The sequence below is a fragment of the Paenibacillus sinensis genome (assembly GCF_019904155.1).
Classification (GTDB): domain Bacteria; phylum Bacillota; class Bacilli; order Paenibacillales; family Paenibacillaceae; genus Paenibacillus_AQ; species Paenibacillus_AQ sinensis.
In genome coordinates, this window is the sequence record NZ_JAHCMB010000052.1 from 1 (window position 1) to 25,090 (window position 25,090).

The 25,090-nt window shown below is 52.0% G+C and carries 32 protein-coding genes; 1 reads left to right on the forward strand and 31 read right to left on the reverse strand.

The annotated features are described in order from the left end of the window. Positions 1 to 160 precede the first annotated feature (160 nt). The 31 genes from KIH86_RS07525 to terS form a co-directional block, all read right to left on the reverse strand. The gene (locus KIH86_RS07525) at positions 161 to 535 is read right to left on the reverse strand and encodes a phage holin (RefSeq protein WP_223085716.1); all 375 of its coding nucleotides are present in this window, start codon (positions 533 to 535) and stop codon (positions 161 to 163) included. Positions 536 to 538: 3 nt separating this feature from the next. Then, positions 539 to 1,435, reverse strand: a complete 897-nt coding sequence (locus KIH86_RS07530) for a peptidoglycan recognition protein family protein (RefSeq protein ID WP_223085717.1) — start codon at positions 1,433 to 1,435, stop codon at positions 539 to 541. Further along, positions 1,432 to 1,785, reverse strand: coding sequence for a hypothetical protein (locus KIH86_RS07535; RefSeq protein WP_223085718.1), 354 nt, complete (start codon positions 1,783 to 1,785; stop codon positions 1,432 to 1,434). Before KIH86_RS07535 ends, KIH86_RS07530 begins: the two co-directional genes overlap by 4 nt. 4 nt (positions 1,786 to 1,789) lie before the next feature. Then, positions 1,790 to 1,984 (reverse strand): hypothetical protein, encoded by a 195-nt coding sequence (locus tag KIH86_RS07540; RefSeq protein ID WP_223085719.1) that lies wholly within the window; start codon positions 1,982 to 1,984, stop codon positions 1,790 to 1,792. A 7-nt stretch (positions 1,985 to 1,991) separates the two neighbouring features. Further along, positions 1,992 to 2,294, reverse strand: coding sequence for a hypothetical protein (locus KIH86_RS07545; RefSeq protein ID WP_223085720.1), 303 nt, complete (start codon positions 2,292 to 2,294; stop codon positions 1,992 to 1,994). A gap of 79 nt (positions 2,295 to 2,373) precedes the next feature. Then, the gene (locus KIH86_RS07550) at positions 2,374 to 2,541 is read right to left on the reverse strand and encodes a hypothetical protein (RefSeq protein WP_223110362.1); all 168 of its coding nucleotides are present in this window, start codon (positions 2,539 to 2,541) and stop codon (positions 2,374 to 2,376) included. A gap of 23 nt (positions 2,542 to 2,564) precedes the next feature. Then, positions 2,565 to 3,044: an XkdW family protein gene (locus KIH86_RS07555; protein WP_223085722.1), complete on the reverse strand. Its 480-nt coding sequence runs from the start codon at positions 3,042 to 3,044 to the stop codon at positions 2,565 to 2,567. 12 nt (positions 3,045 to 3,056) lie between these two features. After that, entirely contained in the window at positions 3,057 to 4,535 is a 1,479-nt protein-coding gene (locus KIH86_RS07560; protein ID WP_223086101.1) for a hypothetical protein, read from the reverse strand. Between the two features lie 12 nt (positions 4,536 to 4,547). Then, positions 4,548 to 5,120, reverse strand: coding sequence for a YmfQ family protein (locus tag KIH86_RS07565; RefSeq protein ID WP_223085723.1), 573 nt, complete (start codon positions 5,118 to 5,120; stop codon positions 4,548 to 4,550). Next, on the reverse strand, positions 5,117 to 6,253 hold the full coding sequence (locus tag KIH86_RS07570; protein WP_223085724.1) for a baseplate J/gp47 family protein: 1,137 nt from the start codon (positions 6,251 to 6,253) through the stop codon (positions 5,117 to 5,119). Before KIH86_RS07570 ends, KIH86_RS07565 begins: the two co-directional genes overlap by 4 nt. Beyond that, positions 6,253 to 6,705, reverse strand: a complete 453-nt coding sequence (locus KIH86_RS07575) for a DUF2634 domain-containing protein (protein ID WP_223085725.1) — start codon at positions 6,703 to 6,705, stop codon at positions 6,253 to 6,255. The genes KIH86_RS07570 and KIH86_RS07575 overlap by 1 nt, the downstream gene beginning before the upstream one ends. After that, positions 6,698 to 7,084, reverse strand: a complete 387-nt coding sequence (locus KIH86_RS07580) for a DUF2577 family protein (RefSeq protein ID WP_223085726.1) — start codon at positions 7,082 to 7,084, stop codon at positions 6,698 to 6,700. The genes KIH86_RS07575 and KIH86_RS07580 overlap by 8 nt, the downstream gene beginning before the upstream one ends. Further along, positions 7,077 to 8,087 (reverse strand): XkdQ/YqbQ family protein, encoded by a 1,011-nt coding sequence (locus KIH86_RS07585; RefSeq protein ID WP_223085727.1) that lies wholly within the window; start codon positions 8,085 to 8,087, stop codon positions 7,077 to 7,079. Before KIH86_RS07585 ends, KIH86_RS07580 begins: the two co-directional genes overlap by 8 nt. Then, on the reverse strand, positions 8,084 to 8,734 hold the full coding sequence (locus KIH86_RS07590) for a LysM peptidoglycan-binding domain-containing protein (RefSeq protein WP_223085728.1): 651 nt from the start codon (positions 8,732 to 8,734) through the stop codon (positions 8,084 to 8,086). The genes KIH86_RS07585 and KIH86_RS07590 overlap by 4 nt, the downstream gene beginning before the upstream one ends. A gap of 14 nt (positions 8,735 to 8,748) precedes the next feature. Beyond that, a complete protein-coding gene (locus KIH86_RS07595; RefSeq protein ID WP_223085729.1) occupies positions 8,749 to 11,763 on the reverse strand; it encodes a phage tail tape measure protein in 3,015 nt (1,004 codons plus the stop codon). Between the two features lie 195 nt (positions 11,764 to 11,958). Next, positions 11,959 to 12,420: a phage tail assembly chaperone gene (locus KIH86_RS07600; RefSeq protein ID WP_223085730.1), complete on the reverse strand. Its 462-nt coding sequence runs from the start codon at positions 12,418 to 12,420 to the stop codon at positions 11,959 to 11,961. Between the two features lie 32 nt (positions 12,421 to 12,452). Then, positions 12,453 to 12,863 (reverse strand): phage tail tube protein, encoded by a 411-nt coding sequence (locus tag KIH86_RS07605; protein WP_223085731.1) that lies wholly within the window; start codon positions 12,861 to 12,863, stop codon positions 12,453 to 12,455. A gap of 13 nt (positions 12,864 to 12,876) precedes the next feature. Beyond that, positions 12,877 to 14,346, reverse strand: a complete 1,470-nt coding sequence (locus tag KIH86_RS07610; RefSeq protein WP_223085732.1) for a phage tail sheath subtilisin-like domain-containing protein — start codon at positions 14,344 to 14,346, stop codon at positions 12,877 to 12,879. Between the two features lies 1 nt (position 14,347). Then, positions 14,348 to 14,602 (reverse strand): hypothetical protein, encoded by a 255-nt coding sequence (locus tag KIH86_RS07615; RefSeq protein ID WP_223085733.1) that lies wholly within the window; start codon positions 14,600 to 14,602, stop codon positions 14,348 to 14,350. Positions 14,603 to 14,612: 10 nt separating this feature from the next. Continuing rightward, positions 14,613 to 15,446 carry a hypothetical protein gene (locus tag KIH86_RS07620; RefSeq protein WP_223085734.1) on the reverse strand — a complete coding sequence of 278 codons (834 nt, stop codon included), beginning with the start codon at positions 15,444 to 15,446 and terminating at the stop codon, positions 14,613 to 14,615. After that, the gene (locus KIH86_RS07625) at positions 15,443 to 15,859 is read right to left on the reverse strand and encodes a hypothetical protein (protein ID WP_223085735.1); all 417 of its coding nucleotides are present in this window, start codon (positions 15,857 to 15,859) and stop codon (positions 15,443 to 15,445) included. The genes KIH86_RS07620 and KIH86_RS07625 overlap by 4 nt, the downstream gene beginning before the upstream one ends. A gap of 1 nt (position 15,860) precedes the next feature. Beyond that, a complete protein-coding gene (locus KIH86_RS07630; RefSeq protein WP_223086079.1) occupies positions 15,861 to 16,241 on the reverse strand; it encodes a hypothetical protein in 381 nt (126 codons plus the stop codon). Further along, entirely contained in the window at positions 16,241 to 16,600 is a 360-nt protein-coding gene (locus KIH86_RS07635; protein WP_223085736.1) for a hypothetical protein, read from the reverse strand. The genes KIH86_RS07630 and KIH86_RS07635 overlap by 1 nt, the downstream gene beginning before the upstream one ends. A gap of 12 nt (positions 16,601 to 16,612) precedes the next feature. Continuing rightward, on the reverse strand, positions 16,613 to 17,650 hold the full coding sequence (locus tag KIH86_RS07640; protein WP_223085737.1) for a hypothetical protein: 1,038 nt from the start codon (positions 17,648 to 17,650) through the stop codon (positions 16,613 to 16,615). 16 nt (positions 17,651 to 17,666) lie between these two features. Beyond that, on the reverse strand, positions 17,667 to 18,062 hold the full coding sequence (locus KIH86_RS07645) for a DUF2190 family protein (protein WP_223085738.1): 396 nt from the start codon (positions 18,060 to 18,062) through the stop codon (positions 17,667 to 17,669). A gap of 19 nt (positions 18,063 to 18,081) precedes the next feature. Then, on the reverse strand, positions 18,082 to 19,461 hold the full coding sequence (locus KIH86_RS29470; protein WP_235775308.1) for a hypothetical protein: 1,380 nt from the start codon (positions 19,459 to 19,461) through the stop codon (positions 18,082 to 18,084). Beyond that, positions 19,436 to 19,843, reverse strand: coding sequence for a hypothetical protein (locus KIH86_RS07655; protein ID WP_223085739.1), 408 nt, complete (start codon positions 19,841 to 19,843; stop codon positions 19,436 to 19,438). The genes KIH86_RS29470 and KIH86_RS07655 overlap by 26 nt, the downstream gene beginning before the upstream one ends. 58 nt (positions 19,844 to 19,901) lie before the next feature. Further along, on the reverse strand, positions 19,902 to 20,924 hold the full coding sequence (locus KIH86_RS07660) for a retron-type reverse transcriptase (RefSeq protein WP_223085740.1): 1,023 nt from the start codon (positions 20,922 to 20,924) through the stop codon (positions 19,902 to 19,904). Between the two features lie 3 nt (positions 20,925 to 20,927). Next, the gene (locus KIH86_RS07665) at positions 20,928 to 22,391 is read right to left on the reverse strand and encodes a phage portal protein (protein ID WP_223085741.1); all 1,464 of its coding nucleotides are present in this window, start codon (positions 22,389 to 22,391) and stop codon (positions 20,928 to 20,930) included. Then, positions 22,384 to 23,850, reverse strand: a complete 1,467-nt coding sequence (locus tag KIH86_RS07670; protein ID WP_223085742.1) for a DEAD/DEAH box helicase family protein — start codon at positions 23,848 to 23,850, stop codon at positions 22,384 to 22,386. The genes KIH86_RS07665 and KIH86_RS07670 overlap by 8 nt, the downstream gene beginning before the upstream one ends. After that, positions 23,840 to 24,736: a phage terminase small subunit gene (gene terS, locus KIH86_RS07675; RefSeq protein ID WP_235775309.1), complete on the reverse strand. Its 897-nt coding sequence runs from the start codon at positions 24,734 to 24,736 to the stop codon at positions 23,840 to 23,842. Before terS ends, KIH86_RS07670 begins: the two co-directional genes overlap by 11 nt. 60 nt (positions 24,737 to 24,796) lie before the next feature. Between terS and KIH86_RS07680 the strand changes: the two genes are divergently transcribed. Next, positions 24,797 to 25,090, forward strand: a 294-nt coding sequence (locus KIH86_RS07680) for a hypothetical protein (RefSeq protein ID WP_223110363.1), incomplete at its 3' end; no start/stop codon positions are given.

Here is a 25,090-nt window from a genome sequence, read left to right on the forward strand (position 1 = left end):
ATAGCTTGTGTAATATTAGTGAATCAAATCGATTAATTATTCCATATTTCTACATTTCTCCCTCTTTTTTTATCGTTATTAGTTCTAGAATACGTGAGGATTATTCTTGACATGCATTTTTTTGTTTGCTGATACTAAGATATAACGAGTGATGTAACAACTATTTATATTTCTTTCCAGCCACTTCGTACTCCAACCAAGCCTTCTCGATTGCAGCCCTCATCTCCTCAGTCGAATAGGAAATCCCGAGCTGTGCCAGTTTACTAGATACGTAATGCAACGCTTCATTGAGTTTGTCAGCTCCGTCCAGCTCCACAAACGCCGTTTCAGCGTATGCGTAAGCCTCAACAGCTTTGGCCCACAGCAGTGCCTGCAGCTTGTTCTTCTCATCGGCCTCAGCCGCCGCCTTTCGCGCCTGAAGCCACGCCCCGAAAGCGCGCCAGTATCGCAAAACAAATGCGATCACGACCAACGCAACAGCTGTCACAACGTAAGACATCAGGTTATCGACGATATTCTGGTACACGGCATCCATTGATTATTTCGCCTCCTTATCGAACAGACCCATATTGTAAAGCATCTGAATCATGTTCAGTTCCAGCTTGGACTTGTCGGCGCTTGTCTTGATCGCACCAGCTGCCTTTGCTGCCTTAACCGCCTGCTCGTAGCCGCTGGCATAGGTTTGCTTGCCGTCGATGTTCAGACGAGCCTCCAAAGCTACGATCCGGTCATCCCGATCTTTAATGGCCGCCTTCAGTTCCTCGAATTCCTTCTTCTCTTCAGCCATCATTGCTTCTTCCTCCCCGGAATTTAATTTATTCAACTCAGCAGCCACCGCAGGGATGAAACCCTTCAGCGCTGCCGACTTCGTGTTACCATCGCCCCAGAAGGCCGTTCCCGGGCATGTCTTGCTGGACTTGCCAGCCTCGTAATCGCCCAGCCAAGCTCCCGTTGCTGTGTACCAAGCGTGATACACCAGCGTGGAAGATCCAGGCGTAATCCCCAGCTTATCGCACAAGCAGGCGTACAGGTGGACAATAGTCTCACGCTGGGATTCTGTCATGGTGTCTCCACCCTTGTCAAAGTTGCCCAGGTTCTCAATACAAAGCGCTCCAGTGTTCGCGCCGGAAATTCCGGCCGGGATGGTGTTAAGGTCACGGTCCAACGAAATAGCGATTTTGCCGTCCTCAAACGTCGTAATGTTCTGGCCGGTCGCCTTCCACCCATTCGTGTTGAGGTGGTAATTCCTCATGCCTTCCAGCGCTTCGAAGTGATCCTGCTGGGCCACGCCATTCACGATTCTGCGCGTCGTGTAATTCGGTGACGCGGTATGGTGAACCTGAAGCCTGGCGATAATCCGGGTAATGGTTTGCGCGGCCAACCACGACCGGAATTCCGACTTGTCCATCAGTAGAAAATGGCCTTGCTGCTTCAATCTTCTTCCTCCTCCTTGTCTTTGATCTCGGGCAACACCATAAACAAGTCCTGCCGCTTGGTATACATCAGTACAGTCAAGATGACGAGACCGATAGTCGTACCGGTCTGGGCAATGGCCCATGCCTGCGATTTCAGGGCAGCGAACACGGCGTCACCGGCGGTCACATCACTGAATCGAATCCAGAAGGCGACAGCCATTTTGACCGTGTACGCCCCCAGGAAGAAAAACACCGCCATCATAAAAATGCTGACCACCCGAGCCCGGTACCGCTCCCTGAAGTACAAAAAAAGCGCGGCCATCAACAGCACTGCACATACCAGCGAAACGGAATATGCGATTAACAGCACAATATCACTGCCCCCCATGTTGTTCACCCCGATCATAAATCAGAAAAGGAGCAAAGCGATTCCGCTTGATCTCTTCCTGAATCTCTTTGGATGTGTATTTGTATCGAGCGATTGTCACCGTCACCCGTCCGGATGCCTGCACCAGCTCCTTCTCTTTGTCTCTTAGGCGCCGGGGCGATAACCATCTTAAAATACGCATAAGCACGTTATCCTCCCCTATCCTCGTCATTTCCGCCACTGGCCGCGTTGTGGTCGATTTTAAGTCGCTGCAGGACTTCCAGTGTCGGGGCCATGAAGTCAGCCCGTTCCTTGTCCAAAATGGCCTGCAAGCGGTCCCGGTCTTCCTCCGCGCGATCCAATAACTCGCGTGGAACCAAGTTGCCCTTGGCGATAGACCGAACCAACGCGATCACGATGATTAACAGGATCAGCGCGACAATGTAGGCCAGGCCGTATTTGTCAGCCAGCGGCAGCAGTTTTTCCAGATTCGATACGTCATTGCTGTCCATCCCCCCGCTCCCTTCCGTCTTTTCTAAAAAGAAGCCCCCGGGGTTCCCGAGGGCAAAATAAAAACGCCTCAATGGGCGCTTATGCTTGTGCTGTTTCAGCCAGGTATCCCAGGCCGCTTTCTTCCAGCAGTTCCTTAACCGGTTGCTGCAGAGTTGCAGGAACTTCGGTGTACTTGGTTTTACCCAAGATAACGCGTTGTGCGAAGAACATCGCCATCATGCCATCACCCCCTTCCAGCTTCGACATGATCCACCAAAGAAAACGGCTTATCATTGATAGACCTGCATCGCCATTTCAGCGATCACGTCCTCAATAAAGTCGGCTCGATCGGAGAGCGCGGCGTTTTGGGCCTTGAGAAGTGTATTCTCCTGTTCCAGCCGGGCCAGCTTTTCCTCGGCTGTCTCCGGCACCTCCGGTGTCGGCAGCGCCTGAAGCTCATCCCATGCCACTTGTAGTTCGGCCTCGGTTGGCTGCGGAACCTCCAGGTTCCAGACGGCGATATACGGCCCCTTGTCTACCAGGTCGTAATCTTCGCCTTCGACAAGCCGGTTATAGTCGATGCCGAATCGGTAATGTACGCCTTCGACCGGTTCCTCTCCCTCTTCAGGAGGCTTGATTTCGTAGCGGACACGGCCTTTTTCTTCTGCGCCTTCGCGGAGGACGGGCGCGGGGCCTTCGACCTGCACGACAAAATCCCGGAGCGGCTCCGCTTCCGGGTATAGGTGCAAGATTGCGAGTGCTATATTCATCTCTTGCCTCCTCTATGCTATTTGCGTAACAGTGAAATGATTTAATACACCATCAACGTTTCCGTACAGTACCATCCCCGAAACGTTGGTATAAACCCAAATCTCAATGTAGTCCCCTGCCGCTAGTTCCAATGAAACCGCACCCTGCGTGAGAATTTCCCCAATCGCTCCGCTTTTAACGTACGTCCCCATGTCCCTATATCTGCCACCGTTTTTGTATACCGACATTACCAGGACTGCCCCAGCAGGCGTAGAACCTGTACTCTGTACAGCTGCCCCCACCAAGTAAATGCCACTCTTCCTTGCTGTAAATCTCCGATTATTCCATGAGTATTCGCTCAAGTGATCTACAGCAGGTGAATCAAAAGCCACTTTGGTAAATGAACTAGCGGTTATAGCTTGATCTGCTGACATTCTAGATGAAATATGGCTACGCTGTGCCGCTGTATTATCTCCCCATGAATTGATGACGCCATTGGTATCGATTGAACCGCCATTACCCGTTGCGGATGCTGTCGTTCCAGCCGGGACTGTGCCCGTTGTTGATATTCGGCCTCCCTCTCCTGCGTAAAGAGCAATGGCATTTCCCGTCCCGGAGCAATCCCAAACAAATACTTCGGAGTTTTGCCCCGCAGATATACCCGCGTATTTATTGGTTGCTGTGCAGTGATATAAGTACATTTTTGCACTATTTGCATAAAAACCGTGTTGGTTAACCATGCCCAACGTAGTCGAGCAATATTTAAACTCAGCATCTAACGCGCTAAGCGCAGTAAACGCTCTTGCTGTGACCGTTGTCGCATTGAGTCCGTTGACACCAACAGGTATTAGGCAGTTAGATACCGTTACTGAGCTAACATTGTAGGTATTAGAAACCGTAACAACACCCGGATTAACTTGTAGCACTCCACTGCCCGAAAATCCTTTAATTTCAACATCCTCGGCGTATGTGCCTGCTGCTACATTGACGACGGTGGTGTGATTGATTACTGGCGGAATCATGCTGAGTGCCTTTGCGATCGTCTTGAATGCTCCCGCCGCCGTGTTGGTAAGCCCGTTGTTGTTGTCGTTGCCATCCGTCCGGACGTAGTAGGTTACGTCTGCCGTGGTCGCCTGTACGGCGCTGACCGGGAGTTGTCCAGCCGGAATCTTAATGGTTGCATCCAGTGTCGCTACGCCGGAGGCTGCACCTTTTTGGGTTAGTGGGATTGAAGCGTCAGCGACGGCAGCGGCCTTTGTTGTCGCATCTGCAGCAGCGGCGGAAATCGCGGCACTTTGGGCTGCATCAGCCTTTGCCTGTGCACCGGCTGTTGTCTCCTTGGCGTTCCAGTCTGTTCGCTCGGCGGCTGTAACGTGCCTGACGTTATCTCCTGCATGCTCATCTACTCTGTCCCAGTTCTCGTTCAGCACGGTCTCGATGTTAAAGGTGTCATCGCCATCCGTCGCCGGATTCTTCTTGTATAAATTCAGATTTGGCGTATTCTCAGCCAAGATAATCCCTCCTTACAACTGCTCCAGGAATGGAGCGAAATTAGACATCTTAGTAGCCTGCAGGTTGTTGATCTTCATGACATTGACCTCTCGCACCAGTAAATAACGGTATTTGTATTCAACTGCCATGTGTGCCGGCTTAATCTCTTCGATCGCCGCTTTCAGATCATCCAAGTTAGGCGGAATACCCAAGGTATCGATAAATTTGACCGTAAAGTTATATGCCGGGGGATCGAAGAAGACATCAACCGTCCCACCGGCATAAGCCGAAGCGACGTTTTTAACCAATTGTCCGGAGAACTTGCCGGATCCACGGAGTTTCGATTGCACAACCGAACGCCTCTGATCTATCGGTTTAGAATGGTCAGTCGTAAGGTCAAGTTCCTGCTCCCAAATATCCAATGACCATGTTGCGGAGTTTACGAAAAACTGATCCAAGACTTCGTTTAGTGCTTTCGTAAACTGGTCCATCTCGACACCTGAAGCATCAAGGTTTGCTTTCATAACCCGTGACTTTTCGTAGTACGCAGGCAGGTTCACAAACATCTTCTGCCCTGCCGGACTCGTTATGGCAAAATCGCTCATGAAACAACCACCGTCCCTAAGACAGCAACTTCTCCGGTACCGACTTCGATGTTAGTCCCCGATTGACCATTCACAGTTAAATCCGAATAGTCGATGATTTCAGGGATATCCAACATAACAGCAGCAATCCGGGTATAACGGATAAGGGTGTCTGTAAACGCAAGCGTTTTGAGATAGGCCGTTACCCCTTTCTCAATTTGGGCTTTAACCTCAGACAAGGTAGCGCCGGCCGCGAGTGTGAGCTGAGCCGAAATGTTAATCGGTACTTCTTCAGCGGGCATCACGGTGACGATCGGACCGGCCGGGGCAGTACCTTCCCCCTGGCCATCCTGTGTAGGATCGATATACTCTTGCACAGCAGATACGATGCTGCTATTTGCAGCTCGTTTATCCGTGTCCAACAGATAAATCCCAACCGTGCCAGGCCCTTGCCAAAGTGGGGTAACTTGAACTCCACCAACTCCAGCGATTTCGGTCGCCCAAGACAAATAATGAGCTTTATTCCCGCTCGTCCCTGGGTTTCTCACACGCAGATAGTAGCGTTCGAGCAAAGATACATCCGACTCCTCATCAGCCCCGCCAGTGATGGCTATCAAATTCGTGACCGCCGTTACTCCAGAGATCGGTGTCGCAATGATTTCAATTACTCCAGCCGGAACATTCCCGCTCGTCCCCGCCACAACCGCCTGGATCGAAGCCGTTGTTTTCCCATCAGCCCCTATCGTCACGGAAGCAGAGGTCCCATATTCGATGCTAGCCTCCCCCGAGACTTCATCAGCAGGTGTAGCGACCAGCGTTCCAACTGGTATAGTTTTCGCGGGGGCTCCAGTGAAAGTGACTTGTCCCATTGCCGGTACTGCGGCACGGCGAGTGACTCCATGTTCTGCCGCCCTGGCTGTGAGTTCTGGCGATCGATAACTCGAATCCGCGCTTGCAGCCGTGCTTGCAAAGCCGCGACGAAGGATCTCTTGAGCCCATATCGCTGACTCCGACAAAGCAAAGGCTACTGGTGCCTGTGTATCCCAAATAAAAGAGCCCTCGGACTTATCAATGTCCTCGGGCACCCGGTTGAGCATGCGCTGCATTATGGCATCTTCAGTTTGTTCTTGCAGATAAAGAGGATAATCAGACATCAGGCCCCCGTGCTCCCTTCTATGGTTTCCGTTTCTTCACGGACATTCGTGATATCGCAAGTGAATGAACAAATATCATCAGTCCAGCTGAATGAGAAATTACTGACGCTCTCCGTGCGCGGGTCAACTGTCAACGTTTCGGTTACGATCCGTTGGATTTCGCTTTCCTGTACAGCCCTGCTGTATCCCTGCCCGATCAGGTCCTCAAAATCCTGTCCATGAGTCCGGGAATATACAACATACCGGTACCGCGGAGTGAGTAGCGCCTTCTTGCACCATTCCACCCAAGCGGTCTTTTCATCGGCGGCGGCCACTTTTCGAGTTGGAGTCATGATGAAATCTCCGGCTGCATAATCAAACCGCCAACTTCGGCCAAATGTCACCTCGGAATTGCTTGATTCGGCAGAATCGGAGTCATCCCAAGATGCTTCTTCCGGAAAGAGGCTACTCACTGCTATCCACCACCCTGCACATCACCACAAAATCATTGCCACCATTAACCGGAAGGACGAGCACCCGGTCACCCGGTTGCAATCCGGATGGGAGATCGATGACAACATCCTCAATCTCTGTCGGCTGAATGGAGAAGGATGCCGACCCGCCCCCACCTGGCATGTTCAGAGAGCCCTGCAGGGTAAATGCCGGCAGCTCCAGCTTGACGGTCCAGCCCGGCAAGAGGTAATCCTGAATCTCATGCTTGAAACTGTCCAGCTTAAGACCGGTTTCCGTTATTGTGCCAAGCTCAGCAGGAGAGCTGGACAAAGAGCTGCCTATCCGCTTCCCTACCGCTTCGTGAAGCGCCGAATGCAACTCATCATACCCATTAGCCATAGTTCAAGAAATACCTCCTTTTGACGTAATCCGCCGGCGCGGCATCTAGTTGCATATGCCCGGGATCGCCAAGGTCATGGGTGATCGAAGTAACGATCAGCTCTGTACCATCAATGATAACCGCATCCCCCGCGCGAAGAGTGTTGATATCGATTCCGGAATACGAGTAAGATTCCTGAATTCCAGTCAACCAGTCGTTACCGAGCTTTTTCGCAGCAGCTGCTGTCTTTACATCCTCATCCTGCACCATTTTTTGAAGGGTTCCATATTTGCTTGTCTCGCCCGTGACAATCGCTAATACTGGAGTTGGAGCTTCTTCATTGCTTCCGGATTTCTTTGTCCGCTTTGTGGATGCGCGATCTTGGGTGCCTAACACCTTCACCTTCGTCACAGCTCCTTCAAGCGTTCGGTTTCGGCTAACCTGCTCAGTAGCCTCCAGCACCCAAACCGTTTTATTACTTCCGATCTTGAAGAGCTCGAGTCCGGCCGTTGTCATCCTCGGGATATACATGCTCCCACCGGCCTTTACCGTCTCCTGCAGGTCAGATGAGATCATTTTGTAGATCGTCTGCGACCGGTATACGGCCTTCTTCAGCTTGGTTCCAGTGTCCGGGACTGAGGATAATTTTATTCCCCAGTCAGCCGAATACTTACGCAAGCGCTGGCTGGCCGTCTGGCCAGCGGGAAGCAGGTATTCGTCCTCTGATTTGGCGAGGTAGATAGTCCGGTCATAAACCGTAACATCCAGCGTCTTTCGGCTGCTGCGTGAACTGCTCGTTTCCCAGACAACCCCGGGCTCTAGCAACGGATGCCATGTTGAGTCCTGAAAAGGAACCCCGCTGATCCGAATGGTTTCGCCGGGGCCGATCGCGGGCATGGATGCCGGAACAGCCAGCCTTATGTTGGCCTGATACGATATTTGATCCAGGCTATCTTTAAGGGAGATGCTCTCGATCAACTCCCGTAAATAGTACTTGTCCTTATACACGATCTCGTAGCTCATGTCGGCATCACCAGCTTCTGTCCGGGGTAAATCTTATTCGGATCAGGTCCAATCACTTTTTTGTTGAGGTTATAGATTGCTTGCCATTTTGAACTATTCCCCAGCTCAAGCTTCGCAATCTTCGAAAGGGAATCTCCAATCTTCACGGTGTAAGTCTTGGCCGTTTTCTTCGTGTCTGGCCGGCTTGTTGCCGCCTTGTTCGTTGTCGTATTTGCCGACTTGGATGAGCCCAGCTTTGTATGAACCCGCGGCTCCCGCCACGTCCGGAGAGTAATGTCGAAATAAACATCCTCCGGTTCCCCACCACGATAGGTGGAATTATGAACAGACACGATGACCAGGACGTTTATATAAGTCCCTGTAACGATAAATCGAACCGGCTGCTTGCTCACCATCATTTTTGTCAGTACATTGACTGCGTTTTGTGGATGCATCAGTTTTTTGGTAACGCAATATGAATCATAGTTCTTCGGAAAAAAAGAAGAGAAGGCGATTTCCTTCACCTTCTCCCCGCTCGGGTAATCAAAATCCCCGAATCGCAGTATATTGACCGTTTCAAAGCCTTTTCCACGGTTGATTGTGATTTCTTCCGGGTTGACCGGAAACACGAAACTTTTTCCGGCCCCATCAATAAGGTGTAATTCCATCAGATCACCCCGGTTTATTTAAGGTTTTGCGTTTTCGCGCGCATTTCCGCAGCAAGTTTGCTTCCAACTTGATTCGATACCGATTCAATCACATCGTCGCCTATTTCAGTTCCTTGTACGACAACCTGGACGGTGCCCGGCGGTAAGGTGATATTGAATTGATTTGTCGTATCTGCCTTGATGTTACGAATGCCATTTTCCATCCCGTTTACCTGTTCAGGAGAAATTCTAACGGTACTGGTCTCATTCGACTTCGAACCATTCCCCTTTGCAGCTATTGCCGCTAATGTCTGACTCACGATGTCTTTTACCGCTGGCGCTGCAATGGAGGTAGTTGAGCTATTATTGACGACTCTGGTTGCGGCCGGTTTCTGGCCGAGAACGGCATCGACACCGGAACTCCCACCAAGAACCGAATCAACTTCTGGCGCTTGAACCTTTTTGCCGTACACTGCATCCATGAACTTTCCTGCGCTCCCTTTACCAACCCAGCTCCCACCGAATCCGCCGCCAATACCACCGATTATACCGCCGATTACAGTTCCGGGGCCGGGGATCACAGAACCAATTGCTCCACCAGCCGTCGCTCCCGCCCAAGCACCGGCCCAGCCCCCGGCAGAAGAACCTATCTTCTCAGCTCTGTCTCTACCAGGTTCCGCATTCGCTATTGAGTATGCGTCAGCTGCGACCATTAACGGCACAGCAGCTTTTGCAGCGATTTTCACCCCGGGCATTTCGATTGCTTTAACCGTAACTTTGTTGCCTGGACGATATCGCGGATCAAATCTGTCAATTACCGGACGGTTTACAGGCGACCCGGTTGGATTTCTAACAGTTTTGTTCGCAGCGGAAGCAGCGCCTTCTGCAACAGAGCCCGCTCCCGTTGCAGCGCCCCGGGCGGCAGATTCTCCTGCAATGATGGTCCCTTCAGTCCCACCGGCTGCAGAAGTCCCTTTACCAAAAATCCGTTTCAGCTTCCCAGCTCCTTTTTTAACGCCTGGTACGGATTTTAAAACGGATTTTGCTTTTCCCAAAATCCATCCTCCTGCTGCTAAAGTTAACAAATCGCTAGTGACAGCTGAGGTGATATTTCCAGCTGTTGGGTTTTGAATAGCATTTATATTGCTGCTACTAAGAGCTTCTGCCGCCTTTTTTGCGATTGCTCCCGCATCAAATGCATCTAAAAACGCTTGGAAAAACGCCGAACCCGCTGACTCTCCTGCCGATACATAGATAGAATCGTCACCATCATCCAGAATTCCGAGCGCTCCCATGATCACTCCCTTTGCTGAACTTCCGAGACCACTACCTATCTTTTCAGCGATATTAACCACAGCTTGCTGCCCTGTCGTGTTCCACCAATTCTCAAGCTGTCCTTTGAAGTCATCAATGATGAAGTGGACTTTGCCCTCCAGGTCCAGATTCTTAAATTCCGGGTTATTCAGGAAATGCGTATCAATGTAATTCTCTGCCTTCTTCGAGAAGCGGCTCATTGCTTCGTTAAGTTGTGGAGAGAGTGCCGCCATCCCTTCCGCAAAGGCGTTTACCACCTTTTGAATAATCGGCATGGTCGGGATGAGTGCTGATATCTGCAAGGTTTCAAGCGCACCCCTGAACTGCTCGACAGCACCGGATGCCGAATTCATTTTATCCTTGGCGACTTTCAAAGCCGTGACGTTGGTCATTTCCTTCGTAAAGTCTTTTAGTCCAGCTGCTCCCTCTTTATATAGGATGTTTGCCGCCCGGATCGCATCGGTCCCGAACATTTGCTTCAGATAATATTGCCGCTGCTCACCGTTGAGCTTTTTGAGATTATTTCGCAGCAGATCAGCAACTGAAGCGATATCCTTAAAGTCACCCTCATTGGTGTAAAAGGCTGAATGAACAAGGCCATTTGCCGTCAGGTAATCATGCGTTGCCTTGGTTAGTTTGGTCGTGCCCTTCTTGAAGCCGGTCTGTTTGGCGACCAGTATTTCAAAAGCCTTCGAAACATCAGTAACCGAATCACTCACCGGCTTAATCCCTGCTTTGCTGAGGGCACTCATCGCCTTGGTTGTATTCACAGTCATAAATCCAAACTGTTCGAATAGATTGTAAGCCTTCTCGGTCTGCGGGACTGTGTTCAGCAGAAACGTCTTTAGCGACGTCCCTGCATCGGAGCCTTTTAAGCCATTGTTCCCGAGAACACCGAGAGCAGCATTGGTATCGCTGAATGTCTGCCCGACACCATCTGCAACCGCACCTACCATGGATAAAGCGAATTTCAGGTCAGTCAGGTCAACGGCTGAAGCATTGGCTGTTCCGGCTAAGATATCGGAGGCTTGGGATGCGGTTAACGCATCTTTCTTGTAGGCGTTGAGTGACGTGGACATAAGGGCCGCTGCATCCGCCATCCCCATCCCGCCAGCAGTCGCCAGGTTAAGCGCGGCCGCCAGGGCACCGGATTCTACTTTAGCTGGGCTGATCCCAGCCTTGAGCAGTTCTTCGATCCCTTGAGCAGCTTCGAGGGCGCTATATTTTGTCCGAGCTCCCTCTTTTAGCGCCAAGTTTGTCATGCTGGTTAGAGCCTGGTCGGATATCTGAGTCAATGCCTGTATGGATTTCATTTGATTCTCAAAGGCCATCGCTTTTTCCGTTGACTTAAGTCCGGCATAAGCCGCGGCGCCGGTGAGCATGGCTGCTCCCGTAAATGCTGTGCTCAACGTGATGCTAAATGCACGTCCGGTCAAACCCCCGAGCATGGAAGAGACCTTGTTTAGCTTCGCCGTTGCCACGTCCCGGACCCGCACTTCTGGCCTCGCCACGGTCCGATCGATACGGTTGAGGGAAGAGGTGATTCTTCGGGTGGAGCTTGTACTCTGATCCGTTATGCGGACTGTCGGATTTATTCGAGTCCTGTTCAAAGCGGAGGCGCGCCGCTGAGTTTGTTGGATCATCCGATCGATGTTTCGCATTTGCCGCTCGACCAGATCCACACCTCTCGTACCAATGACGAGATCCAAACGGTACATTTCGTGTTCAGCCGCCATGCGAGATCACTCTCCTTCCTCGCCGTGGCTGGTTTTGAGCGCCAGGTATCGGCTTCGACAGAATCTCAAGCTCGCGTTCCGAGAACGCTCGGAGCAGCATACGTTCACCCTTCGGTAAAGCCCAAAAGGCCCCGGGGAGCAGATGATGCTTTGTCCATAAGTGGAAAAGCAAAGTCGTCATCCCCCCGGAGCGGATCAGTTTTTTACTTCTTCGATATCGATTCCAAAGCCGGACAGCTCCAGCACCTTATCACCAACTGCGTCCAGTTCACCGGCAAGCAGCAACCGACGGATAGCCTGGTCCCCGCCGGAAAGCTTCAGCGGTCCCGTGATCCGCGGATCACCCCAACCGCTCAAGGTGACTTTCTGCTCCGTCTCCTCACCATAATTTCTGATTACTTGGAGTTCCTTGGTGGATTCCTGAATCAAGGTGGAGTTGAACATCTCATTGTCCACTTTCTCCGTTGTGATCCCTTTCGCCGTCTTGCGCAATGTGCAGCGTTCGCGAATGGTGTCTACCCGGCTCGAAGTCAAACCGGTGAGGGTCAGCCGCAAGCCAAGGCGTTTAATAAATACGGACTCTTCCGGAGCCCGAGCGGCCGTTTCGAAGAGTCCGTCCAAAATCTCTTGTTCATTCAATTGGTTGATATCGCTCATAGTTCTGATGTTCCTCCTTAAATTTAGGTGACTTAGGTAACGATGATCGGGTCAATCAGCTCGTAATCTTCGAAGGTGAACGGTGTTTCCTCCGTTACTTCTTCTCCTGCGGTCCAGTTTGCGAGCTGCACGCTGTCCGGCATGCAGCGGATCAGCCTGATGGACTCATGCCCATACGCTTCCGGATCGTCTAATTTTGAGATGATGTCAAACTTACCGAAATCACGTTGAAGCATCTCGGATGTAACCTTGTAACCGCTCATGGTCCCTGTACCGCGCTTGGCTCCGATTTTGAATTGAACCCAGTTATGGCCGACGAGATTGAGTTCCCGCTTGTCGATCTCAACCTTTGCCTCCAGATGGTTGATGTTGGTCAACCAATTGCCATCGATAAAAACCTGGCCAAAGGTACCGAGTATAACGCGACTTGGATCCAAAGACATACCTTATCCCTCCTTATTGCACCGTGAATGTGCCGAAAATTTGTTCCATGACATCGGTGTCGTCGGCAGTCCATGTCAAGAAGACTTGGTCGTCATCCGGAGTCAAAGCCGGCGCGCTGCCGTAATACCTCGGGTCAAGCGTTACATCGAAGCCGGTTGCTTCGATTACGCCTTCCGTGGCCAGAGATCGGAGGTACTCTTTCCCGGCGCCAATCAGGGCTAACCGCCCTTCCTCGGTGTTGTTAACTTTGCCGATGTAATTATCCTCGGCAGTCTGCTGCAGGTCCGCATTGATCTGGTCCAAGACCCGAATCTTCCGGATCTTCTTCCAACCCCTGTTCTGACCTTCACGGAGCGTGATCAAGCTATTGATTCCCCGCAGAACCTTCACCTTTCGGCCGTCATGGATCAAAAGGAATACCCCGCCCTTTACCGCTGCTTCCTGCTCCGACCTTGTCCAGCGTCGGGTGACATCTTCAAATGGAGAAGCCGCATAAGTCGTCGATCCGTTAAGGGCCGAACCGGCTACCAGTCCAGCAACCCAAGCAGAAATTTGAGCGGAGTTGTACGACACCCCATCCAATACGCCGCCGACACCGACATTGATTATTCCCTCGAAATCGATACTGGCACTTCGAGCAAGCGCCGTGCTTACTGCGGTAGCCCCGGTGTCTTCCGCTGAAGAGCCGCCCAGCGCAGCCATAACGCCCTTCCCTTCGCTCCGGACTCGTTTGATCCAAGAAATAACACTCGTCCTCAACGCGGCATCCGTTACGCCGTCCAAGGCCAGCACATGGAAATCCTGCGTCTCAAACGCACTCAGTGCCGCGATATAGTCCGTATTCGCTAAACCTGAGATGCCGGAATTCCCGCCGGCCAGTGCGCTGTTCGTCACATTCGCCAGAGTCCCATTCCCGTCGGCCAGCTTTGTGGCCGTGATCCAAACATTCCCCGCATCCGAGTTGATGGCATCAACCGCAGCCGCGACCGTTCCGCTTGCAAACGTAAAAGTCCGCAGCAGGGTCGACCCTTCATAGAGCTTAATATCCTTCTTGCTTGCATCAAGAAGGTTTGCTGCAATGCTTAGATTAAACGCATTGCCACGGGCGCCCTTATACGTGGCATCGATCTGCAGCACGTTTGCCGGAGTGCTGGCCGTATCCTGTAGCGTCTTGCTTGCTACAGCAGCTGCCGAGTCAACCATCCGATAAGCCAGGACTCTTTTCGGCTGTGCAAGCAGAGCAAGGCGGATGGTTGTGTATGCTGTCGCATTTGCCGTCTCGTCGGCTGTGTAGAGATCGAGCAGCGCAGATTCACTTCCCACCTCGACGAACTCCTTGTCCGGCCCCCAATGTGCTTTGACCGGCAATATAACTGTGCCCCGGGCTCCCGGCTCGATCGCTGAGAGCGCAGCAGCTACGAAGTTCATGTAAAATCCGGGGAGCGACGGCATATCAGTCGTACTCCAGTTTCCTCCTGCCATCTTAGTTCACCCTCTTATTCAAAAATTTCGAAATGAGCGTTCTAGCTTCATCCACGGTGAGTTCTTTGATCTCACGATCATAGAGCGCGCCAGAGAGCACTTCCGGCCCGTACAAAAAAAGAGCCACCGAATGATCCAGCAGCTCTTGAACCGGGTATTTGGTAGCCGTTTCGGCTTCCTTCGTATTTCCAGCATTCAGATCAGGGGTCGATTCCAATTCTTGAGCGGACCCCGCTTTGTCTTCTGCCTTAGCCATCATCTTCACCTCACTTTGATATTCGCCTGTAGCCGACTTCCATCATGAGCGGACCTTCAGCCAAAGGTCGGTTAGTGCGCCGAGTCAGTGTAAGAGAGATTTGTCCCGCGGTGAGTGCATCAGCCTCTACGTTCGCCTGTGTTTCCTGCACCGTCATATAGCGGTGATCGGCTGGATCGAGTGGGATTTTCGGAATGGCTCCAATCGCTGTCATCAACGCAAGGACCCCAGCATGCTGGTCGTTCCCGTCAACGCCAAGCACATGTCCGGTAAACTGTTTGGTGACCTGATAAGCACCTAGCGACAACAGTCGAGTACTGATTTCTTTCACCCGCCACATCACGGACGGCTTGGAGTACCCCAATGGCCAAACACCGCTGTATACCGCCCATTCCTGATCCAGCTGTGAATCGGTCCATGCAGTCAGAGCGGTTAGCCACGGATCGGACGTGATCGGAACCGTTGAATTGATAGGTTGAAGTGCCAGCACCGCAAACTGCATGCCCCGGGTAATGGCGTCCCACTCTTCGTCTACCGTGTCCTGACTGGAGCCGAGGAAAGAGCAGGTGAAGACTTCGCCGGCTGCCGTTACAAGTGGCTGACTCGTAAGGGCTGCGGCAATCTCCTTCTCAATCTCATCCAGATCCGCGAAGGTGGTCCGAGATACATATGGCCATACCTCCAAAATCCGGCGATATCCCGCCCAATCGGACTCATCTGAGTCGTCTCCTTGAAGAACAACAGCGTATGGCTTGACACTGTCCTTGTCGGCCGCATGCGGCTCATAAACATCAGTCAACGCCGGGACAACCTCAAGTATTCGATTACGTACAGCGTCTCTCATCGCATTGACCACCATTTCACTAGAGCTTGCTTTGCCTTCTGCTTATACCTTTTTGCCGTTGGGCTAACAATCGGGTATGGTTTTGTACCGGGATGCTTGACTCGTCTCACTGGACTGGACGCCCCGCGCCAGTAGAGTGCCTTTTTATTTTTGGGCAGGATGGTGTGCGGGCGCGTCCCCTCTTCCAGATAGATGCCGTATTTGACCCCGTGTGCGAAGTACATCCGGATCTTCCCGCCCCCCATTGGCTCAGCGCCGGCATGAAGCGCCCGGCGAGCGGTTGTTGTCCGATCTCGCCAGAAGGCTTTGCTCTTCATCTCACCTTCGGCCTGGCGGGCCAGCGTCTGGATGATTGCAAACGAACCGGCTTGCTTCCGGCGCATATGTTCCCTTGCATTTGTACCGAAGGCCATCTTACATCACCCTTTCCAGGATGGCTTGATAACCAACCGTAACACCCATGACGAGATTTGGAACGATTTGTCCGATAATATACTTTTCTTCGTGCCAGTTAAATGAGTCGGTCACATCCGTTCCAGCGCGAATATCAGCAAATTCATCCGCCAACAAGCTATAGACCGTATCGTTATAGACGGTACCAACAGTCCCTGAATCAACTTGTTTGTCACGATGTGCCCCCAAATATAGGCGAACTGTGATGGGGGTTAAGTCGTTCTCAACCTGCTCATACCCCCCACCTTTCCGCCTTTTTTCCACACGGTGAATCGTGATGGTTGAAGGGTTCTGACTGATATTCCACGCGATGTGACGGCGCCGCAGATCAAGGAAGTTCATCATATTACAGGTGGCGGGCAAACACCCAGGATCAGGCTCCCGGGCGACGCCAACTCCTTATCTGCTGCCGCCGCATCCTCGTACTGTTTGGCCATAGCAAGAGCATGATTCAAACGATCCTTTAGGGACGTAAGATCATACTTCTCATTCCCGATGCTGTAGCTCTCAATGTCGCCCTGCAGCAAGCCGGCCTTCTCACGCCAACCCGATGCAGCAGCTGCATTAATGGTGATGGACTCCGCTAAAATCTGATTGAGCTCAGCGTCCAGGAAGTTGGTTTCGGCCTCCGTCCCGCCCGCGGGGATGCGTTCGTTCAACATCTTCCGGAGCCGCACACGGAGTTCAGAGGATGCTTCCACCTAGACCACCTCCTACTTCAGAGCGATTTTCTGAACATTCTCTTCGACCGCAGCATAGACGCCACGGAAGGAGTAGCCGACAATTTGAGCCTCGATCAGCCGGGAAAGATCAGCAGTTGCCGATTCGATGGTCAGGTCCTTCTTAATCAATTCTTTAAATCCGCGGCGAGGGCGGATCAGATATGCATCACCCTGGGCCACACCAGTATAGGTGTACGTTTTCTTTCCTACTGTTGTCGTCCAGCCATCGTAGTAAATCACGGTTGTGATTCCGTCAACAGCCGGGTACGTCGTGCCGTTGATCGTATATCCACCCTTCAGTGCCATTTCGATATTGGCCTTATCCAGCGACGAGGCCAGCAGAATGGAAGCGGGGCGCTTCGCAGCCTGGGCATCAGCAACTGCCTGGTTCAGAGTTTTATAAATCCGAACCCATAACGCATCGGATGCTTCACCCTGATACGCCGTCTTGTTTGCTGCTTTCGGATACCCGAAATTGACAAAGGGGCCAAGATGCATGTCGTTGAGTTTGGCATTATGAGCCTCGCCCATAGATTTGTTGTAGATTTCCACGATGTAATAGGAGTTGAATTCCTTAACCTCTTTGGTAATCTCGAATGCGGCCGCTTGGGTCAGGATGCGCGCAACCGGACCATGTTCCACATTCAAGGCGCCAAACTTGATTTCTTCGCCTTCCATATGGTCGGTAAACACGACCGTGCCATAAAGCGCCCACTTCGCATCGATGACCTGCGGAAACGAAGGGTCTGTGATGGTCTCATAAATAGGCTTGTAAAGCAGCGGTACCGCTTCTCGGCCGATCTCTACATCCAGTACCGTCTTCTTCATCAGGTCCTTGAACTGCTGCAGGCTGCCGCTCGTGAGCATTTCGCCGAACGGCTTCACGAATTCAAGTGTCTCCATTTCCCCGTTTACAATCTTTTTGACGACAATCAGTTGCTCCCCATTTACGACAAAGGGAACGTCCTGTTGGAACGTTCCCTTGCGGCGCTCTTCAAGCAAGCTGTCAATGCTGATGACCTTTACCATGTGTGTGATTACCTCCTTAGAGTTGTGGCCCCAACAGGAACCAGATAACGTTGTTGGCGTCTTTAGCAACAGTCACTCGTCCAACAAGGCGGTTGTCCGTTGCGGTCTCCGTGAACTTTGAAGTGGTGGCATTCCAATAGACAGCAGTTCCAACTGCGAAAACCTGAGAAGTGCTGATCTGATCGGTCTCAAACTCGGCTTGCTCAATGTCAAGAATGACACTTGCCGTTTCCCCCACTCCGGTAGTTACCGACTGTTTGGCAACTCCGAAGAATCCATCCAACAGCACAAAAGTTTCGGCGACTACCGCAGTGCTGGCAGGGACTGTAACATTAACGCTCTTGCCGTCAGATACTTTCGCCCGGCCGACAGGGGTGTATGTCGTAGGGACGGGTTGACCTCTAAAAGTCATGTTCAGATTCCTCCTTTAGTTAAATGCTGGCCGAACGCGTACGAACAAAGCTGCCAGGTTGTTGCTGCTGGCTGCTGCTCGACCGTGTTCCGGCAGGGTTATCAGTGTGAATCAAATCAACCAGACCCTTGACGGCCGGATCAGCCAGGAAAGCATCCATTTCGCCGCCAATCTGGTCCTTTGTCGCGTTATCTGCGATTCCGCGGGCGTGGTAACTCCAGAGTTTGCCCAGAGTGGTTGCGGGGTCCTTGATCTCCTTGCGGACCGCTTCGGATTGCACCTTCGTGTCCAACATCTCGCCGATCAATTGGTCCCGGCCGGCGCCAGCCACTTTTTCCGAAGCTTCCTTTAACGATTTGAAAAGCGCAGCGATATCCATCTCTCCCGTTACCCCAAGTACCGATTCCGCTTGATTAGAAATATCAGCGGCCCGCTGCAGGCCAACCATCATTTCACCGTTAACTTCGATTCCTTTTTCTTTGAGCAAATCAATCACTTCTTGCAATTTCAGCACGGTTTGTTCCCCTTTCATCTTCATTTTGCTGCTTCCGCCTCCACCAGCAGCCGGCTCCTTGGTATCCGACTTTTTAAGCTCATTATCGATGGTCATACCGTCAATACAGGTTCCGCCTTGCGTGTACCAGCGGTGGGGCATGTCCATACCGTCGAACTTGATGATATAAGCAACCGTGGGAACAGCATGCATGATGGTCCCTGTTTTCTGGCCTTCTCCATGCGGAGTGCCGGAGACCTCAATGCGATCTCCCTTGGCAAACAGCGGCGCCGCTACATTCATCTCACCGGTTGGTCCTTGGCCTTCCAAATCCCACATTTCCCCTGACGTCGCAACAATCCGGGTATTCATGCCCGCCCGGTCCAGCGGTGTCCAATCGATCGACAGTGGGTCATAACCGACGACATTTGTCTCGCCGTTCACCTTCTGCAACTTCGGCATTCCGTAAATGGATACCTGAGTTATCCGTTTGCTCCGGATCCAGCGCTTCAGGTCCTTGGCCGCCGAATCGATCACACCACGGAAATAGGCGGTCTCGCCGACCATCTTTGCCCCGACCCAATGGGTTACAGGTGACAGGAACTCATTGCTGACGTTCTCCGCTTTCTGATGGCCAAGGAATCCGTTCAAAGTCCGTCCCATAACTGCGTCTACGATGTTCCGAAGTGACTCACCAGTATAGTTCCAGCCACGCTTTGAGCGAGAGGCTGGGATTTCGACGACAACCTCCATCGGGTCGTCATCCCCCTTCTTAAGCTCGTCCAGGTTAACACCCGGAGAAAGGGGTACATCATTGACCTGCATCTCTCCTGATATTCCCGCAAACAGTTGGAAGATGGTCGCTGCTTCAGCTGCCATTTCACCGCAAATCAGAATTTTTTTCATCCTTCGTTTCACCTCCTCTCCGGTAAAGTGTGATTATGCTGTCAGCGATCATATTGATCGCTTGCTCTTCGAACATAGCCATTATTCCCTCATAACTTTTGGTCATCGGGAACAGATGAATATGAAGTAGCTCGTGCACCAGGTGCTTTTCCATATCCTGTGGGAACAACTCATCCGGGTCGTAATCTACAGGATCAATGAGCTGTATATTAGCAGACCTGTGATCCAGGTTAATGCTTATGTTCGCGTTGCAGTTCTTCAAATTCATATCCCGTTCACGGGTAATGCCTGTGACAACAACCCAATCCTGCAGTCGAAGTATCTTCTGCCATTCCGCGCACTTCTCGCGGAGCTGCTCTTCAGAATAAATCACGGACTCCAAGGTCAATCCCCCTTTTTACAACATAAAAAGCCGCCGGATTGGCGACTGTTCACAACTTCTATCCCACTTTCAAATAAACGTAGTGATACCATTCTTCAAGATCGGGCTGGGACTCAGGTTGCTTCGTCCATTGATTGAGCCGGTTCATGAAGATATCCAGATCCTCATGAACGGAGATCAGGATGCAATGACAGTTTGGATGAGCCGGCATATGCGGTTCCTGGCCGGGCGGATAGACGCCCCGGCCCATCCCATAATCAGCTGCGGCGAGATCGTCGCATCGATCCGGCTTCGGATGCGCCGAGGAAAGAACCCATTTCATCCCGGTATAGGACGGAGTAGCCCGGGCGGCCAGAATCGTCCCTTCCCCGTAGGCGGCAGCCGTCTCCGTTCGTGCCAGGCGAAGCGCCTCATAAGAGATATCGCCAGGGATACGATTGCCGAGCCGGTTCATCATTTCCGGATAATCAGACGCAACGGTCTTCTTGCCGGCGCGCACATAACGTTCCAGCGCGCGCGCCGTATGGACCGGGTCCTCTCCGGTGGCAACAGCATTTTGAATGATCTCCGTGATGGCGTTTCGGGATTTGACTCCCTTATCCCAAATCCGGTCGGAGAGCATCAAACCATGTTCTGATCGTGCCCACATGGCATCGACAGCTTGCTTGTTTGTCCGGAAGACCATACGCTCAAGTGGCTCCACGGAGATACGAGTTCGTCCCATCTGCATCCGAGTAATGTCAAACGCATAACTGGTCCCGGCATCGACCGCCTTCTCTATGGAGCCGCGCAGGGACTTCTGAAGCTGGCCGGAGACATCTTTCCCTCGTATGAGCGGACCAAGATGCTCCAGGTAGCGTTCGCCCATCGAACTGCCATATCCCCGGCGGTACATGGAGCGAATCTCCTTGGCTGTCTCATCCCCAAGCCGCCGAAAAATGCTGCGGACTTCCCGCTCCTGTTGGGTACGCAGCGCAGCATATTTCCGGCGCGCTGACAAAGCAAAGGTAGCGTACGGCCCGGCTACGCGCAGAATCTCTTTAAGTAGCTCGCTTGTGTCCTTCTCCGCTTGGTCAGCCATGTTTTAGCTCGCCTCCTGCTGCAAATCTCCACCCTCAAGTCGTTCCCTGAGAATGTTCCAGTTGATTATCCGTTCCTTCTCGCCTTCAATGCCGCCTTTTGTCTCATAGTCATGCATCGTATCAACCCAGTACTTCAGGTATTGCACCGCTGCCTCATGACTGATGAGCTGAGCGGAGAGTGCTTTGTCCAGAGCTTCAACCGTGAGCTTCAGCTCTTCAGCTACATCTTTGCTATCCCGCTGATCAACTGTCTCCCAAACCAGCTTGGTCTCAAAGGTACTGAAGGATTTATTCTCTGCCCCCGCTGTCATGGCTAAAACCATACGGGCCAGCAGTGTCCACGAATCCGAGAAACCCTTCCGCTTCCGCTCAACCTTCTGGATGAAGATCGGCATCTGTTCCTGCACTGATGACAAGCTGGACGGCGTGTGGACGCCAAAGATAAACTCCGGAGTTTCCGATGCTGACACGATACAGTAGAACACGAACTCCAATAGAGCCGTGTTGTCTCCAGTCGCTGATTTCGCTTCGATGAACTCCGCATCTTCGCCATCCTGGAAGATCAGTATCTCTTTCCCGTGGAGATCAATACGGCCTCCCTTTCGTTGGAAGTCGGCAGTATCCGAAACGGCAAAATTGTTCCGGAGAAAAGCACCCACATCCTTAACCGTAATCTTCAGCCTGGGCGTACTATGCATCTTTGAGCCTTGAATAGAAGCCAACATCAAGTCATGATAAACCTTGAGAAATGGCTCAATGGACTCAAGCTCGGATTTGCCATACTGCGCAGTCTCGTCAACATCATTCCGAAAGTGGACTATCGGAATGAATCCCCACTTATTAGGAATAGTTTCGTCTTCAAGTCCGGGTGGACGGTCGCCTTCCACTTGGATAGTTCGTTCTTCCGCCGTCAGCAGCTGCTTGATCTTACATTTCCGCTCGGCGCCGGAATCATCGTACCAAGTATGGTCCGACTCCAGTACATACCGATTGATCTCTCCGGTCAGTGGGTCGCGTTCCTCTCGCTTAACCTGTTCGGGCGGGATTATGTTGTACATGATCCGGGTCTCTTCGTCTTTATATAAAGGCGAGTCATTCTTCTCCCGGGTCAGCCACACGTAACAATCCCCTTCCTTGATCGCGTTAAGATGAGTCTGCTGCGCCTTGGACTCGTTTGCCTTGAGAAAATCATTCAAAAGAGTAGCTGCATCCTCGTCTTCCGATTTGAATTCCGGTAGCCCGATGAAGCCGACCGTCGCATTGACAACCTTCTTCGCGAAACCAGCTCCGAGCTTGTAGGAATCAAGGGTATTGTCATAGAGTTCGCGTGCTTTTTGGTAGTCAACCCTTGAGGAATCCAGGTGATAGGTTCCTCCCAAAACGCCCGTGATCGTTCCAAACAACCCGGCGATTCCCTGGCGTAGCTTGGATATTTCCCCGACCGCCTTATCCAACCATTTAGCCATAGATTCTCCCTCCTCCCAGCAGCGAAGCGGCGGCCGGGTCAATTACGTTTCCTGTTTTCGCAAACGCCAAAACAAGCGCATCCGCCCGGTCAGGGGACCGGATGCCGCGCTTCTTCATTTCTTTTTTTGATTCAATAATGATACGGCCTTTGCTGGTGACTTTGTATTTGCGGGATGACAACTGCGCGATTAAATCCTCGTCGTCGGGAAACTCAATCTCGCCTGCTTGCAGAAGGTCTCGAACAGTCGACCACGCTTCAGTCCCCCAGTTATCGTAATGCTCAGGGTCCAACGCCTTCCCGCCGTTGTGGCAATCAACAACGGTGATATTCAACCCCTCTTCTCGGACCACTTCCCGCAACCGGTCCGTTACTCCACCACCGACACCGTCATCGTCAATTTTTATGGTGCAATGCGGCCGGGCATATTTCTGCATGCATTCTTTCGCAGCGATCAGCGCCCATCCGGCAGTCACCATAGTGTCGTTCTTGTTATACGGACGAATAAAAGGAACCAGCATGCCAATTCGAGGGATTATTACGGTTTCATCATCACCAAAGCGCGCAACGTCAACGCCGATTTCTAAGTCAGCTGCATCAGGGATGACCGTACGCCAGGCCGGCGGGAGATCATCGGCGGCGGCATTATCGTCCACCACTTGATATACGGAGCGCATGGCCGCCGCCTCTGCCAATTCCAGTGGGATAAAGGTGTCCGGCTCTGTCCGGGGAAACTCCCCGTCCACCCGAACGCGGACGACATCGCTATCCTTTCCGTATTTCCGCTCCAGCATTTCGATGTTCTTCTTATTGGTACGGCGGGTCTGCCGGGACGTAACCTTATGCGCCCGATAATCACCCCGATCCTTGTGGTGGGAATCGTAAAAAGAGCCATGCGTCCGCGTCGGGTTTCCGCACATCACCAGTTTGTTCTCGTCACCAGAGAGCGTACCTAAAATGGCTTCCATGATTTTGTCCTTGACGCCGGAAGCTTCGTCCACGATAAATAGCATGTGCTCCTCGTGGAAGCCAGCCATGTTCTCCGGCTTGGTCGCCGTGCGAGCCGTCGCAAACCAGCGCTGTTCGTGGCCGATCATGTACACCTTGGTCTTCGTCCATTTCAGCAGATTCTTCACCATCGAACGTTCCAGCCATTTCGCCACTTCCGCCCAAAGCACGTCGTGCAGTTGCTGCTTGGTCGGCGCCGTGCAGATGACCTTTGGATACGGGCGAGTACAGAGGAACCAGATAACAATGACGGCTTCGAACGCCGTCTTGCCAACCCCCTGCCCCGATCGGATGGTAACCCGTGGATGGAAGGCAATGTCCTTCATAGCCGCCCGCTGCCAATCATCCGGATCGAAACCGAGCATGTCTTCGCCGAAGGCAGCGGGGTCGTCCCAATACATGTCCAGCAGCGCGACTAGATCAGCAGCGGCATTGTATGGCTTACTGCTCATCTTCGTTCACCTGCTGCTGTATTGCCTTACGCCGTTCCGCAATCGCATGGATTGCATCTGTCCAACTTGCCGTCGCTCCCTCGGCGCCCTGTAATTTGTTGAGCTCGATCTGCAGGATGGCTGTCCGCACTTCCTTTTCTTCGTCAATGATGCGGTTTAGGGTCTCGATGGCGCGTAACTTCTGCGCCTGGACTCGGGTAAGGGCTTCTTCGAGTCTCAAGATGTCATCGATCTTCCGGTAGCTCTTTTCCGTAACCTTCGACAGGACCAGCTCTTCGCGCGCCACCGGAACCTTGCGGGTCTGACCGGTTGCTTCGTTATGGATTTCCGCAACGTCCTTGCTCGTTTTCAATTCGTGGAGTTCGCTCCGCTCCTTCTCACTGAGCCCATCCATCAGTGCCTTGATCCGGAGCATTATGCGCCGCTCTCGGATGGTCAGAAGTGCAATGGATTCTTCGGCCTGGACAACTGGGTCCATATCGATCTGATCCAGCAACTCCTGCTCCTTGTCGGTCAGGGTATCAAACCAGATGGTTTCGTGCTCTCCAGTGGTGACCGCCTTCTTGTTCCCAGGCGGCCCACCGGGTCCCCCCCGGTTACCCTTGGCATTCTGATTCCCCGGCGGAGCGCCGCCCCGGTTGCCGGCAGCGTTCCTGTTCCCTTTGGGAGCGCCGCGATGTGGAGCGCTCCCTTTCTCCCCAGATGGAGCGCTCCCTTTCAATGTGGCATCCCATTTGTCCAACGCCTTCCACTTGCGCACCTTGTTGCTGGGCAGAGAAAGAGCGGTGGCGATGTCTTTCAGCTTCATCGTCCCACCGCTCTCTATCCACATCTGCTTTGCTTTGTCCCGCTCGGGACTGCGTTCTCTGGCCATGTTACATGTCACCACCCCCAAAAGTAAATATCTTGAAAATTATACCGATAAAAGAATTAAGGAGGAGATAGTATGAGATTGCTTGAAATTTTTATCTTGTTATCTTTCGTACTGACTTTTATGATTATTGGTTTTGAAAGGAACAAATTCATTAAAATAAAGAAACAGCTAGAAGATCCACTTGAAAGAATATTACATACCCAGTATTTAATTCATGAAGAAGAATCTACAAAACTCATCAGAGCTTACACTTTCTTGTACAACGACTCTAGAGAAAACATGAAAGAACTGATTCTTAAGTTAAAATTCCTGAAAGAGTCAAAGACTAAGGATCAAGGTTTAGAAGACCTACTTAAGATGGTTTCA